The sequence below is a fragment of the Telluria sp. AZSoR62 genome (genome assembly GCF_058111565.1).
In genome coordinates this window covers 1-16,012 of sequence record NZ_JBYTST010000005.1, presented here as the reverse complement: position 1 = coordinate 16,012, position 16,012 = coordinate 1, and the positions used below count along the sequence as shown (strand labels likewise).

Here is a 16,012-nt window from a genome sequence, read left to right as displayed (position 1 = left end):
TTTACGTTAACGTCATGAACAACGGTTACTAGAACTTCTATAAGGGAAAACCATGCAAATTCAGAACAATGTGTTCATCGTGACCGGTGGCGCGTCGGGGCTTGGAGCAGCCACGGCACGCATGCTCGCCGAAGCGGGCGGCAAGGTCGTCATCGCCGACGTGCAAGTCGAGGCCGGCACCGCGCTGGCGGCTAAACTCAAGGGCGAATTCGTCAAGTGCGATGTCACCCTTGAGGCCGATGGCCTGGCGGCCGTCGCGGCGGCAGCCAAGCTGGGCACGCTGCGTGGCCTGGTCAACTGCGCCGGCGTCGCGCCGGCCATCAAGACCGTCGGCAAGGACGGCCCGCACCCGCTGGAAGCCTTCCAGCGCGCGGTGAACATCAACCTGGTCGGCACCTTCAACATGTGCCGCCTGGCTGCAGACGCCATGGGCAAGCTCGAGGGCGCCGAATACGGCGAGCGCGGCATCATCATCAATACCGCATCGGTGGCAGCCTTCGACGGCCAGATCGGCCAGGCCGCCTACGGTTCCTCGAAAGCCGCGGTCGCCGGCATGACCCTGCCGATGGCGCGCGACCTGGCGCGCAGCGGCATCCGCGTCATGACCATCGCCCCGGGCATCTTCGAGACCCCGATGCTGATGGGCATGCCGGAAGAGGTGCGCGAGTCGCTGGGCAAGATGGTCCCGTTCCCGCCGCGCCTTGGCATGCCGAAGGAATACGCGCACCTGGCCAAGGCCATCATCGAAAACGTCATGCTCAATGGCGAGACGATCCGCCTGGACGGCGCGATCCGCATGCAGCCGAAATAAGCCATTCCTGAAAGCGCTGACCAATTGTTGTACGATGGCTAGTAGTCGGGCGCGCGGCGCAAGCCGCGTGCCCGTTTTGCTTTCTGGAGAAACGATTGAACAATACGACGATGCGTGGCGCTGTCCTCGCGCTGGCGCTGGCGCTGGCCCTTGCCGCCGCCCCGGCCCTGTACGCGCAGGACACGCGCCAGGCCGCCCCCGAAGCGGCCACCGGGTATGCCGAAAAAGCCGGCTGGCCGGCCAGGAACTACATGGTGGCCGCGGCCAACCCGCTGGCGGTGGAAGCGGGCTACCAGATCCTTCAAAAAGGCGGCAGCGCCATCGACGCCGCAATCGCCACCCAGCTGGTGCTGACCCTGGTCGAGCCGCAATCGTCCGGCATCGGCGGCGGCGCCTTCCTGGTGCATTACGACGGTAAGCAGACCCAGGCCTTCGATGGCCGCGAGACCGCGCCTTCGAAGGCCGACGAGCGCCTGTTCCAGCGCCCGGACGGCAGCCCGGTGTCGCGCACTGAAGGGGTGGTGGGCGGGCGCTCGACCGGCGCGCCCGGCGTGCTGCGCATGCTGGCGCTGGCCCACCAGCAGCACGGCAAGCTGCCCTGGAAAACCCTGTTCGCACCCGCCATCCGCCTGTCCGAACACGGCTTCAAGGTCAGCCCGCGCCTGCATGCGCTGTTGTCCGGCGACGTACACTTGCGCAAGGATGCGGAAGCGGCGCGCTATTTCTACGGCAACGGCGGCCAGCCCTGGCCGGTCGGCCACCTGTTGAAGAATCCGGCGCTGGCCACGACCCTGCGCGAGATCGCCGAAGGCGGCGCCGAGGTGTTCTACACCGGCCGTATCGCGCGCGACATCGCGGCCAAGGTAGCCGGCCACCCGACCAATCCGGGCCTGCTCAGCGCCGCCGACATTGCCGCCTACCAGCCCAAGGTCCGCACGCCGGTCTGCAGCGACTACCGCAGCTACACGGTCTGCGGCATGCCGCCGCCATCGTCCGGCGGCATCGCCGTGGCCCAGATGCTGGGCATGTTCGAGACCCTCGACATGCGCGCACTGGCCCCAGCGAACGGCGTGCCCGGGCCCGACGCCCTGCATGTGTTCAGCGAAGTAGGGCGCCTGGCCTATGCCGACCGCAACCGCTATGCCGCCGACACCGATTTCGTGCCGCTGCCGGGCCGCGGCATCCCGAGCCTGCTCGACAAGGGCTACCTGGCCCAGCGCGCCAGGCTGGTCGGCCAGCGTTCGATGGGCGAAGCCCCGGCCGGCAAGCCGCCCGGCATGGACGTCGCATGGGGCACGGACAATGCCATCGAAACCGCGTCCACCTCGCACGTCGCGGTGGTGGACGGCTACGGCATGGGCCTGGCCATGACCACCACCATCGAGGACGCCTTCGGCTCGCGCCAGATGGTCGACGGCTTCATCCTGAACAACCAGCTCACCGATTTCTCGTTTGCCTCGCGCGACGCCGACGGCCCGGTCGCCAACCGCGTCGAAGCGAACAAGCGCCCGCGCAGCGCGATGTCGCCGACCGTGGTGTTCGACAAGAAAACCGGCAGGCTGGTGCTGACGGTGGGTTCGCCCGGCGGGCCGGCCATCATCAACTACGTCGCCAAGGTGCTGGTCGGGACGCTCGACTGGGGCTTGAACGTGCAGCAGGCGATTGCGCTGCCCAACTTCGGCAGCCGCAACGGCCCGACCGAGCTGGAAGCGGGGCGCTTCCCGTCGACCACGATCGAGGCGCTCAGCGCGCGCGGGCACAAGCTGCGACTTGGGGAGCAGACCTCGGGCCTGCACGGGATCCAGCGCATCGAAGTGCATGGCGTGCCCTTGTGGTATGGCGGGGCCGATCCGCGGCGCGAGGGCGTGGCCAAGGGCGACTAGTTCAAGCCTTGAAGATCTTCAGCAGGGTGACCGCGGGAGAGGCGCTGCCGATCTTGCGGTTGCCCCGGGCGGCGTCGATCACCTCGACCAGTTCCGCGTACTTGTCGGCCTGGCGGTCGTCCAGGTTGGTCATGTTCATGTTCCAGCGCGGGAAAGTGCGGAAGCTGGCCGGCTCGTTGTAGAGCACCCGCGAATTCTTGTGGCGCGGATCGAGCTCGATTTTCTTGTACAGCGCGGCCAGGGTTGGGGCCGGACCCTCGAGCACCTGCAGGAACCAGCCGCCGTTGTAGAACAGGCTGCCGGTTACGTCGATGTGCTCATTGTTCGAACGCGCGGTGGCATGGATGGCGCGCAGGTCCTCTTCCGACATTTTCCGGGTTGCTTGGCTGACGTAGACGAGTTGGTTGATCGACATGTGGTATCCGTGAATTAGGGTAGGCAAGCTGCCTGGTGGGGTGAGTAGTACAGTCCATCGTTATAGCAGCAGCTACTTTTTCTTCAAAGTAACTTCTTGCTGTTCGACAACATTAGCGGGACAATTCCGCACACCGCGTCCGTAGCGCTTGTCGGCACAAACGCAACTCCACCGTATTTATTTCCCTAGAGAACCTCGGTTTTTGCTAAGCTTGGCAGGTGGACAGTAAAGAGAAAACAGGCCTGGTCCTCACAGGCGGTGGAGCACGCGCCGCCTACCAGGCCGGCGTGATGCATGCGATCGCGCGCATTCTTGCCGACGCGGGCCGTCCGGCCCTGCGTTCCCCCTTCGACATCATCTGCGGCACTTCCGCCGGCGCCCTGAACGCGACCGCGCTGGCTTGCCGCGCCGACGACTTTTCCAGCGCCGTGCGCGGCTTGCTCGGCGTGTGGGAAGGGATGGCGGCGCACCAGGTCTACCGCGCCGATTCGCTGTCCGTGCTGCGCTCTGGCGCGCGCTGGATGTCGCTGCTCTCGTTCGGCTGGCTGCTGCGCAAATGGCATGCGGCGCCGCCCCAGTCCCTGCTCGACAACACTCCGCTGGCCGGCCTGCTGCACCGGGCGCTCGACCTGCCGCGCCTCGATGCCGCGCTGGCCGACGGCGTGCTGCATGCGCTGGCGATCACGGCGTCCTCGTACAGCAGCGGCCACCACATCACTTTCTACCAGTCGGCGCGCGAGATTGCGCCCTGGACCCGGCCCCAGCGCGTGGCGCTGTCGACCCAGATCAGCGTCGAGCACCTGCTGGCCTCGAGCGCGATCCCCTTCATCTTCCCGGCCGTGCCGCTCTACCTGGGCGGACGCCGCGAATATTGCGGCGACGGCTCGATGCGCCAGCTGGCGCCGATCGCGCCGGCCATCCACCTGGGCGCCACGCGCGTGCTGGTGGTGGGGGGAGGGCGCATGAGCGAGGCGGCCAACGACCCGGCGCCCAATTCCGGCTACCCGAGCCTGGCGCAGATCGCCGGCCACGCGCTGTCCTCGATCTTCCTGGACAGCCTGGCGGCCGACATCGAGCGCCTGCAGCGCGTGAACCAGACCCTCGAGCGCATACCGCTGGAAGCGCGCGCCGCGCTGCCGCTGCGGCGCATGGAATTGCTGGTGATTTCTCCCTCCGAGCGGCTCGACGACATCGCCAGCCGCCATGTCCACAGCCTGCCGGCGCCGGTGCGCACGCTGCTGGCCGGGATCGGCGCGCTGGAATCGCGCGGCTCGGCGCTGGCGTCCTACCTGCTGTTCGAGGGCAGCTATACGCGCGAGCTGATCCGGCTCGGCGAACACGATACCCTGGCCCGGCGCGACGACGTGCTGGCGTTCTTCCCGCAATGAGGGCCTTGACGCGGATGCTGGCGGCAGCGCTGCTGCTGGCCCTGTGCGCGAACGCCTTTGCCGCCACGCCGCGCCTGACGCTACGCTTCGAGCACCTGTCGGTGGCCGAGGGCCTGACCCAGGAATCGGTGCTGGCCGTGGTCCAGGACCGCGACGGCTTCATGTGGTTCGGCACCCAGAACGGGCTGTCGCGCTTCGACGGCTACCGCTTCATCAATTACCGCAGCGTGCCGGGCAAGGCGCGCACCCTGTCGAACAACTGGGTGCGCGTGCTGCACCTCGACCGCCATGGCCGCCTGTGGCTGGGCACGGACGGGGGGCTGAACCTGTACGACCCGGTCACGCGCAGCTTCACCCTGTTCGTGCCGCAGGAAACCGCGCGCCGCGGCAACGGCAACCGCCATATCACGTCCATCGTCGGCGACGGCCGCGACGGCCTGTGGATCGGCACCAGCGACGGCCTGCAGCATTTCGACATGGTGCTGCGCCGCTTCACGACCTGGCACCATGAAAAGGGCAACGAGCGCAGCCTGAGCGACGACAGCGTCAACGCACTGGCGCTGGATGCCGCCGGGCGCCTGTGGATCGGCACCGGCGCGGGCCTGGACAGCATGGGACCCGGGCGCGAGCGCTTCGAGCGCCATCCCTCCAGCCTGGGCCCGCGCGAGAACCCGGTACGCGCGCTGATGATCGACGGCGCGCAGCGCCTGTGGGTGGGCCGCCTGGGCGGACTGGAACGGCGCGAGCTGGCCGGCAAGGCGGCCGGCACCGTGCGCCGCTTCGGCCAGGCCGACGGCGTCGGCCCGTGGTGGATCACGGCGCTGTACCAGGACGCGGGCAACGAGATCTGGATCGGCACCCACGACAACGGCCTGCTGCGCTGGCGCGGCCCCGAGGATAGCTTCGAGAGCCACCGGCGCGCCGTCACCGACCGCCACAGCCTGGGCGACAACCAGGTCTCGGCGCTGTACCGCGACCGCCTCGGCACCTTCTGGGTCGGCACCTGGTACGCGGGCGTCTCGCGCGTGGACCTGGGCAGCGGCGGCTTCGCCCGCATCGTGCGGCGCGACGACGCCCCGGACGCGCTGGCCGACAACAAGGCGCAGGCCCTGCTGGCCGACGGCGACAAGCTGTGGGTGGGCACCGGCACCGCGCTGAACCACGTCGACCCGGCCACCGGCCAGGCCACCGTCTACCGCCACGATCCCGACAATCCCAACAGCCTGGTCGACAGGCCGGCCACCGCGCTGGCGCGCGACCGCAACGGCCTGCTGTGGATCGGCAGCCGTACCGGCATCACTTCCTTCGATCCGCTAACGCGCCGCTTCGTGCGCCAGCTGCTGCCGGGCGACGCCGACGCCAACCACGTGCGCGGGGTGACGGCCGGGCCGGACGGCTTCATGTGGATCGCCACGCGCGGCGGCCTGCACCGGCTCGACCCGCTCACGCGCAAGGTCGAGAGCTACCGCCACGACCCGGCCAAGTCCACCAGCCTGGCCGACGACACCGTGCGCCCGGTGCTGCACGACCGCCGCGGCCGGATGTGGGTCGGCACCTTCGACGGCCTGGACCTGATGGACCGCGCCAGCGGGCGCTTCCGCCACTTCCGCCACGATCCCTTCGACGCGGCCAGCCTGAGCCACGACGAAGTCCATTACCTGTTCGAGGACAGCCGCGGCGACGTCTGGGTCGGCACCGCGGTCGGCCTGAACCGCATGGTGACTGCCGCCGACGGCTCGGTGAGCTTCGTGCGCTATACCTCCCGCGACGGCCTGGTCGACGATGCCGTGGCCGGGATCCAGGAAGACGGCGATGGCCGCCTGTGGATCAGCACCACCAATGGCCTGTCCAGCTTCGACCCGGTCAACAGCCGCTGGCGCAGCTATGCGGCGGCCGACGGCATCACGGAAGGCGCCTTCTTCGACGGCTCGGCCCTGCGCGGGCGTGATGGCACGCTGTATTTCGGCGGCTTCAACGGCATCACGGCTTTTGACCCGCGCGCGATCCGCAACAACCGGGTGCCGCCGCGGCCGGTCATTACGGGGCTGCAGGTCTTCAACCGCCCGATCGAGCAGGAGCTGCCCGGCCTGCTCACGGGCCCGATCGAGCACGCCGAGGCGATCACGCTGCCGGCCGGGGCCTCGGTGTTCTCGCTCGAATTCTCGGCGCTGCACTTTGCCGCGCCCGAGCGCAACCGCTTTGCCTACCGCCTCGATGGCTTCGACAAGGACTGGGTCCAGGCCGACGCCGGCAAGCGCTTCGCCACCTATACCAACCTCGATCCCGGCACCTATGTGTTCCGGGTGCGCGCCGCCAACAAGGACGGCGTCTGGAGCGAGCAGGCCGCGGCGCTGGCGATCACGATCGAGCCGCCGCCCTGGGGCACGCCCTGGTTCCGCGCCATCGCCGCGCTGCTCCTGATTACCTCGGTATATGCCGGGGTGCGCATGCGCATGTCGGGCCTGCGCCGCCAGAAGGAACAGCTGGCGCGCCAGGTAGGAGCGCGCACCGAGCAGGTCGAGCAGCAGAACCGCGTGCTCGAGCGCCAGACCCAGGAGCTGCGCGAACAGGAAATGCGGGTGCGCCAGCAGTCCAACGAGCTGGCGCGCGCCTACCGCGCGCTGCAGGAGAACGAGGAATTCCTGCGCCAGGCCAAGCAGCGCGCCGAGGATGCGACCCGCCAGAAGTCCGAGTTCCTGGCCAACATGAGCCACGAGATGCGCACCCCGCTGGCCGGCGTGATCGGCATGCTCGGTTTCGCGCTGCGCGATAGTGCGCTGCGCGAGAGCACGCGCGACCAGATCGTGCGCGGCCAGGCCAATGCCCAGGCCCTGCTGGCGATCATCAACGACCTGCTCGACTTCTCCAAGATCGAGGCGGGCAAGCTCAGTATCGAGAACATCGACTTCGACCTGCACGGCGCCATCCGCGGCGTGGCCAGCCTGTTCGAAGAGCAGGCGGCGGGCAAGAGCGTGGATTTCGACGTCAGCCTGGCCGGCAACCTGCCGCGCTACGTGCTGGGCGACCCGACGCGGGTGCGCCAGGTCCTGGTCAACCTGGTCGGCAATGCCTTCAAGTTCACCCGCTCGGGCAGCATCTCGGTCGAGGTGGAGCTGCGCCTGGAGGACCAGGTGCGCGGCGACGGCTGGAACATGGTGCGCTTCACGGTGCGCGATACCGGCATCGGCATCCCGGCCAATGCGCTGCCGCGCCTGTTCCAGAAATTCGAGCAGGCCGACACCACCACCACCCGCCGCTACGGCGGCACCGGGCTGGGACTGGCGATCTGCCGCCAGCTGGTCGCCCTCATGGGCGGGTCGATCGCCGTCAACAGCGTCGAAGGCAAGGGCAGCACCTTCAGCGTGGTGCTGCCGCTGGCCGACGGCGCCGAGCCGCCCCACCTCGAGCATGCGGCGCTGGCCCCGCATACCCACAGGCTGCGCATCCTGTGCGCGGAAGACTACCCGACCAACCAGATCATCGCGCGCGTGATGATCGAGGAAATGGGCCACCAGGTCGATATCGCCGACAACGGCCTCGAAGCGGTGGCGGCCTGCGCGCGCACGCGCTACGACCTGGTGTTGATGGACGGCCGCATGCCCGAGATGGACGGCGCCACCGCGACGCGCCTGATCCGCGCCGGCGGCACGCCGGACGCGCGCGTGCTCGACCAGCACCTGATGATCGTTGCGCTCACGGCCAATGCCAGCGACGAAGACCGGGCGCGCTACCTGGCCTGCGGCATGGACGCCTTCCTGACCAAGCCGATCGACGAGGATGCGCTGCACCAGCAGATCTCGCGCGCCATCGAGCGCCAGCTCCAGCGTGGCGTGCCGCTGGCGCCGATGCCGCCGGCGCCCGCCGGCGTGGATGCCGAGCAGGCGCCGATGGCGGCGCTGGACGCGATGTTCGGCGTGGCTCCGGCCGACGACGCAGCGGCGCCGGGCAACCCGGGCCGCCGCGCCGACGACCTGAAGGCGCGCCTGCAGGCAGCCTTCAGCGCCGACCTGCCGCGCCGCCGGGTCGAGCTCGACGCGGCGCTGGCGGCGGGCGACATGGAGGCCGCGGGCAGGGTGCTGCACGGCCTGCGCGGCAGCGCCGCCCACCTGGGCGACACGGCGCTGGAAGCCCTGTGCGGCGACCTCGAGGTGGCGGCCGATGCCGGCGAGCGCGCCCGGGTGCTGGCCGGGATGGCGCGCCTGCGCATGCTGCTGGCTCCATTCCAGGCGTCCGGAGCATGATTGCGCTCCTGCATATAATGGCGGCATGATACTGGCAAGGGCGGTGACATGAACCTGGGCGTGCTGGTGGTGGACGACGACGTGGTTTCGCGCATGATGCTGATGCATCTGGTCGACAGCTGCGGGCAATACCTCATCGCGGAAGCGGAGGACGGCGAGGACGCCTGGCGCCAGCTCGCGGTCGGCCCGAAGCCGGCCATGGTGTTCTGCGACCTGCGCATGCCGAAGCTCTCCGGCATGGAGCTGCTGGCGCGCGTGCGCGCCGATGCGGCGCTGGCAGCCATGCCCTTCGTGCTGGTGTCGGCCGCGTCGGACGCCGGGACCATGGCCGAAGCCGGGCGCCTGGGGGCCGACGGCTATATCGTGAAGCCCTTCGCACTGGAGCAGGTGCGCTCCCAGCTGGCGCGGCTCACGCAGGCCGGTGCCGAGGAAGCGCCCGACGCGGTGGCGCGGCGCCTGGGCATCGCGCCCGAACGCCTGCTGGTCTACATTGCAGGCCTGCAGCGCCAGCTCGCCGAGGCGCGGCAGCAGCCCGCCGGCGCTCCCTTGGCGCGCCTGGCCGAAGGCTGCGCCACGCTCGGCATGCATGCCAGCGCCGCGCGCCTGCGCGCAGCCGCCGCGCAGCCCGGCCTGCAGGCCGCCGGGGCCGCGCTGCGCCATGCCCTGGACGCCGCGCAAGCGCTGCAGGCGCGCGCGCAGGCTTGAGGAGAATTCCGCTTGCCGGTCGATTACTTTAGATTTAAAGTACCTGCGGACTGTTGCCTGAATATCTACAGGAACCCGAGATGACCGCATCCGTAGCACTCCAGCCCTCCGGCTACGCCGACGGCTTTGCCCGCGCCATGCTGCCGCCCCCGGGCGAATGGCCGGAATTCCTGTTCGGGCTGCCCGAGCTGCAGTATCCGCCGCGCCTGAACTGCGCCGCCGAACTGCTGGACGGCGCCGCGCCGCGCGGCTGGGACGCGCGCACGGCCCTGGTCGGGGCGCGCGAAAGCCTCACCTATGCGCAGCTGCGCGCGCGGGTCGACCGCATCGCCCACGTGCTGCGCCGCGACCTGGGCCTGGCCACCGGCAACCGGGTGCTGGTGCGCGGCGCCAACTGCCCGACGATGGCGGCCTGCATCCTGGCGGTCATCAAGGCCGGCTGCATCGCGGTGCCGACCATGCCGCTGCTGCGCGCGCGCGAGCTGGGCACGATCGCGCAGCGCGCGCAGGTCGACGCCGTGCTGTGCGCCGCCCCGCTGCGCGCCGAGATCGACGCCATGGAGCGTCCCGGCCTGCCGCTGCTGCTGTTCGACGACCCCGGCGCGGCCGATTCGCTGGAAGCGCGCATGGCCGCCCACGACGCCCCGTTCGCGGCGCCCGACACCGCCGCCGACGACGTTTGCCTGATCAGTTTTACCTCGGGCACCACCGGCGTGCCCAAGGGGACGATGCACTTCCACCGCGACCTGCTGGCGATCTGCGACTGCTTCCCGCGCCATACCCTGCAGTCCCGGGGCGACGACATCTTCATCGGCACCCCGCCGCTGGCCTTCACCTTCGGGCTGGGCGGGCTGCTGCTGTTCCCGCTGCGGGTGGGCGCGCGCGCCGTGCTCATCGAAAAACTCGGTCCGGAAACCCTGCTCGCGGCCATCGAGCAGCACCGCGCCACGGTGTGCTTCACGGCGCCGACCTTCTATCGCCAGATGGCGCAGCTGGCGCCGCGCTTCGACCTCGCCAGCCTTACCCGCACGGTGTCGGCCGGCGAGGCGCTGCCGCTGGCCACGCGCGAAGCCTGGCAGGAGGCCACCGGGCTGGCGATGATCGACGGGATCGGCGCCACCGAGATGCTGCACATCTTCATTTCGGCCGCCGGCAGCGAGGTGCGCCCAGGCGCCACCGGCAAGCCGGTGCCGGGCTATGTGGCCTGCATCCTGGACGAAGACGACCAGCCGGTAGGGCCCGGGACCATCGGGCGCCTGGCGGTGAAGGGACCGACCGGCTGCCGCTACCTGGACGACCCGCGCCAGCGCGACTACGTGCACGGCGGCTGGAACCTCACCGGCGACGCCTACGAGATGGATGCGGACGGCTATTTCTATTACCGCTCGCGGCTGGACGACATGATCATCTCGGCCGGCTACAACATCGCCGGCGCCGAGGTCGAGGAAGCGCTGCTGCACCATCCGGCGGTGGCCGAGTGCGGGGTAGTGGGGCGCCAGGACCCGGAGCGCGGCCAGGTGGTCGAGGCCCACGTGGTCCTGAAACCCGGCGTGGAAGCATCGGGCGACACGGCGCTGGCGCTGCAGGAATTCGTCAAGGCCTCGATCGCCCCCTACAAGTATCCGCGCGTGGTGCGCTTCCGCGAACAACTGCCGCGCACCGAAACCGGTAAACTGCAGCGGTTTAAACTTCGTAACGATGCAGGGTGAGGAAACTATGGCGGATCTGGACGAGCAGGACCACGGCAAGGGGCGGGAGCCGGGCAGCCCACCCACGGAGCAGGAGCGCGTGGCCGGGCTGGACCTGGCGAGCAGGCTGACGAGCGAGCACCACCAGTCGCTCAAGCTGTGGCTGCGCATGCTGTCGTGCACCGTGCGCATCGAGAACGAGATCCGCAGCCGGCTGCGCGCCACCTTCAACATCACGCTGCCGCGTTTCGACCTGATGGCCCAGCTCGAGCGCTATCCGGACGGGCTGCGCATGGGCGAGCTGTCCAGGCGCATGATGGTCACCGGCGGCAATGTCACCGGCATCACCGACCAGCTCGAACGCGAGAAGCTGGTGGTGCGGGTGCCCGATCCAAGCGACCGGCGCGCCTGGGCGGTGCGCCTGACCCCGGAGGGACGGTTCGCCTTTGCCGAGATGGCGGCCGTGCACGAGCGCTGGATCGACGAGATGCTGGGGGATATCCCGGCCGAGGACAAGGCGGAGCTGATAGCGCAACTGGCGTCGATGAAGCGGCGCCTGAAGATCGACGAGGGAAGTGCCGGCGCTTAGTGAGTCAAGCTGGCAGGGCGCCGCCTCGTAGGGTGGGCAAGTTCCTCGCCCACGCGGTCATCGTGTGAACAGGCGCGCAGGCTGCAGCACCGTGATGTGAACGCGTGGGCAAAATTTGCCCACCCTACAGGTCAGCGGCGACGCAGCTTGCGCACCCGGTTCGCCCCCGCCGCCAGCAAACCCAATCCCAGCAGCGCGATGCTGCCTGGCTCCGGCACCTTCACCGGTGGACGCGGCGTATCGTCGACCACCGCGGCGGTCGTATAGTGGCTCAGGCGCCCGATATTGCACTTGTTCTGGTTGCTGGCGCAGGCGCCGCCGGTCAGGAACTGGACCTGGGCATTGGTCCAGACCAGCTGGGTCAGGTCGCCGGCGTTGCGGAAGAAGAAGGTAGTGGCGCTGGCATTGGTCCCGCCGGTGCCGAATTTCAGGGCGAAATAGCCGGGACCGGACAGGTCGGTCAGCATCCAGGTGCCGGGCATGCCGGCAACCGCGGTCGCCACGGCTTCGCCGCTGCCGGCGGAGACTTTGTCGTCCAGCACCAGGCTGCTGTCACCCGACAGCCGGCGCAGCATGTCGAGTTCTGCCGAGTCGGACGAGTTGGCCATTTTCGCTTCGCCGACCTTGACGTCAGTGACGATCGGCGCAGCCAGCGCCGCAGTCGGCACCGCCGCCATGGCGAGGGCGCAGAGCAAGGAAGCCAGGCGCGGAGCGGATTGAGTAAAAGTCATTACATTTTCCCATTTAGCAACAAGTATTGCTTATCTAGCATAATGTGTGCCAGCGGAAATAAGTGTTGCAAATACAAGGGCTTGGCGGAAGGCGTCCGTTGGCCTTGGAGACGCCTGTAAAGATTTTCGACAGGAAAAAAACGGCGACTGTCCGGAGCGGGGGCGGCTGTTCTGCTTTGGCTGGACCGCTGGTACAATAGCGGGCTGCAAGACCCGGTCTTGCAAAGTGTCGCCATAGTACAATGGATAGTACAAGGTCCTCCTAAGACTTAGATGCAGGTTCGATTCCTGCTGGCGACACCATCCCTGTGCCCGTCCGGGCGATATTTTTTCATCAGCTCGGCTATACTGCTGCCTTCGATCCGCTGGCGCGCCTGCGCAGGGTTCGACCTCCGCTCCCGAATACGACCTGTCCGGCAGCGCCCGACGCTTCCGACCCATGCCGACTCCGTGATCTTTCTTGCCGCCCCCGCGCCAGCTTCCCTCGAATCCCTGATGGCCACCCGCGATTGGGCCGCCACGCCCCTGGGAGCGAGCGCCGGATGGGAGCCGGCGCTGCAGCACGCGGTGCGCCAGATGCTCGACTCGGCCACCCCGGTATTCATGGCCTGGGGCAGCGGCGAGACCTTCCTGTACAACGACGCCTACGTGCCCATCCTCGGCCGGCGCCATCCTGCGGCGCTGGGGCAATCCTTCGAGGCGGCCTGGCCGGATGCCTACCCGGCCGTGAAGCCGGCGGTCGCGAAGGTAATGGCAGGCCGGTCGCTCAGTTTCGAGAACGTGCCCTTCACCCTCACCCGCAACGGCGTCGAGGAGCAATCCTGGTTCACCTACTCGTACTCGCCGCTGCGGCGCCTCGATGGCGAAGTGCTTGGCCTGCACTGCATCGTGGCCGAAACCACCGCGCGCATGCGCGAAGAGCAGCGCCGGTCCAACGAGGTGGGACGCATCTCGGCGCTGTTCGAGCAGTCGTCCAGTTTCATCGCCGTGCTGTCCGGCCCCCACTTCGTGCACGAGCGCGTCAATGCCGCCTACCTGTCGCTGGTCGGCGCGCGCGACGTGATCGGGCTGCCGCTGGGCGAAGCGCTGCCGGAGCTGGCGGAGCAGGGCTACCTGGACCACCTGGCCGGCGTGCTGGCGAGCGGCACGCCGATGGCGCGCCGCAAGACACGCGTGACCCTGGGACGCGGCCCGGGCGGCGCGGCGCAGGTCCGCTACCTGGACTTTTCGATCCAGCCGCTGTACGACGGCGCGGCCGGCGCCGGGCAGGCGCTGCTGCTCGAGGGCGTGGACGTTACCGACCACGTCGAGGCCGAGGAGCGGGCCGACCGCACGGCCCAGCTGCTGCGCGACGCCCGGCTGCGCCTGGAAGGCGCGCTGAGCGCGGCCCAGGTGGCTACCTGGACCTGGAATATCCGCGAGAACCGCGTGTATGCCGACGCCAACCTGGCCCAGCTCTACGGCGTGTCGGCGGCGGATGCCGACGGCGGCCCGATCGACGCCTACCTGGCTGCGATCCACCCGGACGACGTCGCGCAGGTGGGAGCGCGCATCGAAGGCGCGCTGGCCAGCGGCGAGGCCTTCAGCGACAGCTACCGGGTGCGCGGCGCCGACGGCAGCTACCGCTACATCGAGGCGCGCGGCAGGGTGCGCATGGGAGAAGACGGCCGGCCCGAATGGCTGCCTGGGGTGGCCCTCGACGTCACCGCCCAGCGCGAAGCGGAAGACCGGCTGCGCAGCAGCGAAGCGCGCTTCCGGCGCCTGGCCGAGTCGAACGTGCTGGGCATCTACCAGTACCGCGCCGACGGCGCGCTGGTCGAACCGAACGACGCCTTCCTCGACCTGCTGCAGCTCACCCGCGCCGAGTATGAAGCGACCGGCCTGTCCTGGCGCGCGCTGACGCCGCCCGAATGGCTTGAGGCCGACGAACACGCCTGGGCCCAGTTGCGCGCGCAGGGCGCCACCGCGCCTTATGAAAAGGAATTCCTGCGCGCCGACGGCAGCCGGGTGCCGGTCTACCTGGGCGCGGCCAATGCCGAGGGCAGACAGGACGAGGGCATCGCCTATGTCCTCGACATCTCCGGCATCCGCGCGGCCGAGCGCGCCCTGCGCGAAAGCGAGGCGCGCTTTCGCGTGATCGCCAACGCGCTGCCCCAGGCGGTGTGGTCGACGCGGCCGGACGGCTTCCACGACTACTACAACGACCAGTGGTACCGCTTTACCGGCATGCCCTACGGCTCGACCGACGGCGACGGCTGGAACGGTTTGTTCCACCCGGACGACCAGCCGCTGGCCTGGGACAGGTGGCGCCACTCGCTGCAGACGGGCGAACCCTACGAGATCGAGTACCGGCTGCGCCACCACACCGGCCACTACCGCTGGGTGCTGGGCCGGGCGCTGCCCGTGTACGGCGAGGAGGGCGCCATCATCCGCTGGATGGGCACCTGCACCGACATCCACGAGCACAAGCTGACGCAGCAGGCGCTGCTGGAGACCGACCGCCGCAAGGACGAGTTCCTGGCGATGCTGGCGCACGAGCTGCGCAACCCGCTGGCGCCGATCGTCACCGCCGCCTCGCTGCTGGCGCTGGCCACCGGCGAGCCGGCGCGGGTGCAGCAGATCGCCAAAGTGATTTCGCGCCAGGCCAGCCACATGACCGGGCTGATCGACGACCTGATGGATGTCTCGCGGGTGACCCGCGGGCTGGTGACGCTGGAGCAGGACGCCGTAGCGCTGGCGGGCGTGATCGACGACGCCATCGAGCAGGCGCGTCCGCTGGTCGAGAGCCGCGGCCACCACCTGGAAGTGCGCAACAGCGTCGGCGCCGCCAGCGTGACGGGCGACCGCAAGCGCCTGGTGCAGGTGCTGGCCAATATCCTCGGCAATGCCGCCAAGTACACCCCGGCGCGCGGCCACATCGTGCTGGACGCCCGCATCGCCGACGGCGCCGCCCTGGTGGCGGTGCGCGACAACGGCATCGGCATGGCGCCGGAACTGGCGGCCAGCGCCTTCGAGCTGTTCCACCAGGGCCAGCGCAGCCCGGACCGCTCGCAGGGCGGCCTCGGCGTGGGCCTGGCCCTGGTGCGCAGCCTGGTGCAGCTGCATGGCGGCAAGGTGGTCGCCGCCAGCGAGGGGGAGGGGCGCGGCAGCACCTTTACCGTGACGCTGCCGCTGCGCAACGGCGCCGACAGCATTGCCGCCGGCGCCGGCGCGGCGGCGGTGCAGGGCGCGCCCGGCAGGCTGCGGGTGCTGGTGGTGGACGACAATGTCGATGCGGCCGAGCTGGTCGCGATGTTCCTGCAACTGCTGGGCTACGAGGTGAGCGTGGAATTCAGCGCCAGCGCCGCGCTGGAGCGGGCGCGCCTGGTCGAGCCGCACATCTGTCTGCTCGACATCGGCCTGCCCGGCATGGACGGCAACGAGCTGGCGCGCCGCCTGCGCCAGCTGCCCAGGCTGGGCGGCGTGGGGGGGGGGGGGGGGGGGGGGGGGGGGGGGACGGGGGGGGGGGGGGGGGGGGGGGGGGGGGGGGGGGGGGTTGGACCTGGACTTACTGGTTGATTG

10 protein-coding genes and 1 tRNA gene are annotated in these 16,012 nt (G+C 69.4%); 9 read left to right on the top strand and 2 right to left on the bottom strand.

Annotated features, from left to right (window positions below; all coding sequences use genetic code 11):
* Nucleotides 1-52: 52 nt before the first annotated feature.
* Nucleotides 53-811 carry a 3-hydroxyacyl-CoA dehydrogenase gene (locus tag AC3XQU_RS09545; protein ID WP_489873924.1) on the top strand — a complete coding sequence of 253 codons (759 nt, stop codon included), beginning with the start codon at nt 53-55 and terminating at the stop codon, nt 809-811.
* 110 nt (nt 812-921) lie between these two features.
* Entirely contained in the window at nt 922-2,694 is a 1,773-nt protein-coding gene (gene ggt / locus AC3XQU_RS09540; protein WP_489874177.1) for a gamma-glutamyltransferase, read from the top strand.
* A gap of 1 nt (nt 2,695) precedes the next feature.
* Here ggt and AC3XQU_RS09535 read toward each other — a convergent pair whose 3' ends face one another.
* Nucleotides 2,696-3,109, bottom strand: a complete 414-nt coding sequence (locus AC3XQU_RS09535) for a BLUF domain-containing protein (RefSeq protein WP_489873923.1) — start codon at nt 3,107-3,109, stop codon at nt 2,696-2,698.
* 218 nt (nt 3,110-3,327) lie between these two features.
* Between AC3XQU_RS09535 and AC3XQU_RS09530 the strand changes: the two genes are divergently transcribed.
* The 5 genes from AC3XQU_RS09530 (at nt 3,328) to AC3XQU_RS09510 (ending at nt 11,720) form a co-directional block, all read left to right on the top strand.
* Entirely contained in the window at nt 3,328-4,497 is a 1,170-nt protein-coding gene (locus AC3XQU_RS09530) for a patatin-like phospholipase family protein (protein WP_489873922.1), read from the top strand.
* Nucleotides 4,494-8,738, top strand: a complete 4,245-nt coding sequence (locus AC3XQU_RS09525; RefSeq protein WP_489873921.1) for a hybrid sensor histidine kinase/response regulator — start codon at nt 4,494-4,496, stop codon at nt 8,736-8,738. The genes AC3XQU_RS09530 and AC3XQU_RS09525 overlap by 4 nt, the downstream gene beginning before the upstream one ends.
* A 48-nt stretch (nt 8,739-8,786) precedes the next feature.
* The gene (locus AC3XQU_RS09520) at nt 8,787-9,443 is read left to right on the top strand and encodes a response regulator (RefSeq protein WP_489873920.1); all 657 of its coding nucleotides are present in this window, start codon (nt 8,787-8,789) and stop codon (nt 9,441-9,443) included.
* 80 nt (nt 9,444-9,523) lie between these two features.
* The gene (locus AC3XQU_RS09515) at nt 9,524-11,152 is read left to right on the top strand and encodes an AMP-binding protein (RefSeq protein ID WP_489873919.1); all 1,629 of its coding nucleotides are present in this window, start codon (nt 9,524-9,526) and stop codon (nt 11,150-11,152) included.
* A gap of 7 nt (nt 11,153-11,159) precedes the next feature.
* The gene (locus AC3XQU_RS09510; protein ID WP_489873918.1) at nt 11,160-11,720 is read left to right on the top strand and encodes a MarR family winged helix-turn-helix transcriptional regulator; all 561 of its coding nucleotides are present in this window, start codon (nt 11,160-11,162) and stop codon (nt 11,718-11,720) included.
* A 131-nt stretch (nt 11,721-11,851) separates the two neighbouring features.
* On the opposite strand, the gene AC3XQU_RS09505 is transcribed toward AC3XQU_RS09510, so the two are convergent.
* Complete coding sequence (locus AC3XQU_RS09505; RefSeq protein ID WP_489873917.1) at nt 11,852-12,451, bottom strand: PEP-CTERM sorting domain-containing protein; 600 nt, start codon at nt 12,449-12,451, stop codon at nt 11,852-11,854.
* Between the two features lie 228 nt (nt 12,452-12,679).
* Here AC3XQU_RS09505 and AC3XQU_RS09500 point away from each other — a divergent pair.
* A tRNA-Arg gene (locus AC3XQU_RS09500) sits at nt 12,680-12,754 on the top strand.
* Between the two features lie 192 nt (nt 12,755-12,946).
* Nucleotides 12,947-16,009, top strand: a complete 3,063-nt coding sequence (locus AC3XQU_RS09495) for a PAS domain-containing protein (protein WP_489873916.1) — start codon at nt 12,947-12,949, stop codon at nt 16,007-16,009.
* Nucleotides 16,010-16,012: the final 3 nt, after the last annotated feature.

Bases quoted from the DNA above. Each gene is read 5' to 3' on its own strand.
- ggt (WP_489874177.1), top strand. From the start codon at position 922: ATGCGTGGCGCTGTCCTCGCGCTGGCGCTGGCGCTGGCCCTTGCCGCC.
- AC3XQU_RS09495 (WP_489873916.1), top strand. From the start codon at position 12,947: ATGGCCACCCGCGATTGGGCCGCCACGCCCCTGGGAGCGAGCGCCGGA.
- AC3XQU_RS09525 (WP_489873921.1), top strand. From the start codon at position 4,494: ATGAGGGCCTTGACGCGGATGCTGGCGGCAGCGCTGCTGCTGGCCCTG.
- AC3XQU_RS09515 (WP_489873919.1), top strand. From the start codon at position 9,524: ATGACCGCATCCGTAGCACTCCAGCCCTCCGGCTACGCCGACGGCTTT.
- AC3XQU_RS09545 (WP_489873924.1), top strand. From the start codon at position 53: ATGCAAATTCAGAACAATGTGTTCATCGTGACCGGTGGCGCGTCGGGG.
- AC3XQU_RS09520 (WP_489873920.1), top strand. From the start codon at position 8,787: ATGAACCTGGGCGTGCTGGTGGTGGACGACGACGTGGTTTCGCGCATG.
- AC3XQU_RS09510 (WP_489873918.1), top strand. From the start codon at position 11,160: ATGGCGGATCTGGACGAGCAGGACCACGGCAAGGGGCGGGAGCCGGGC.
- AC3XQU_RS09535 (WP_489873923.1), bottom strand. From the start codon at position 3,109: ATGTCGATCAACCAACTCGTCTACGTCAGCCAAGCAACCCGGAAAATG.
- AC3XQU_RS09505 (WP_489873917.1), bottom strand. From the start codon at position 12,451: ATGACTTTTACTCAATCCGCTCCGCGCCTGGCTTCCTTGCTCTGCGCC.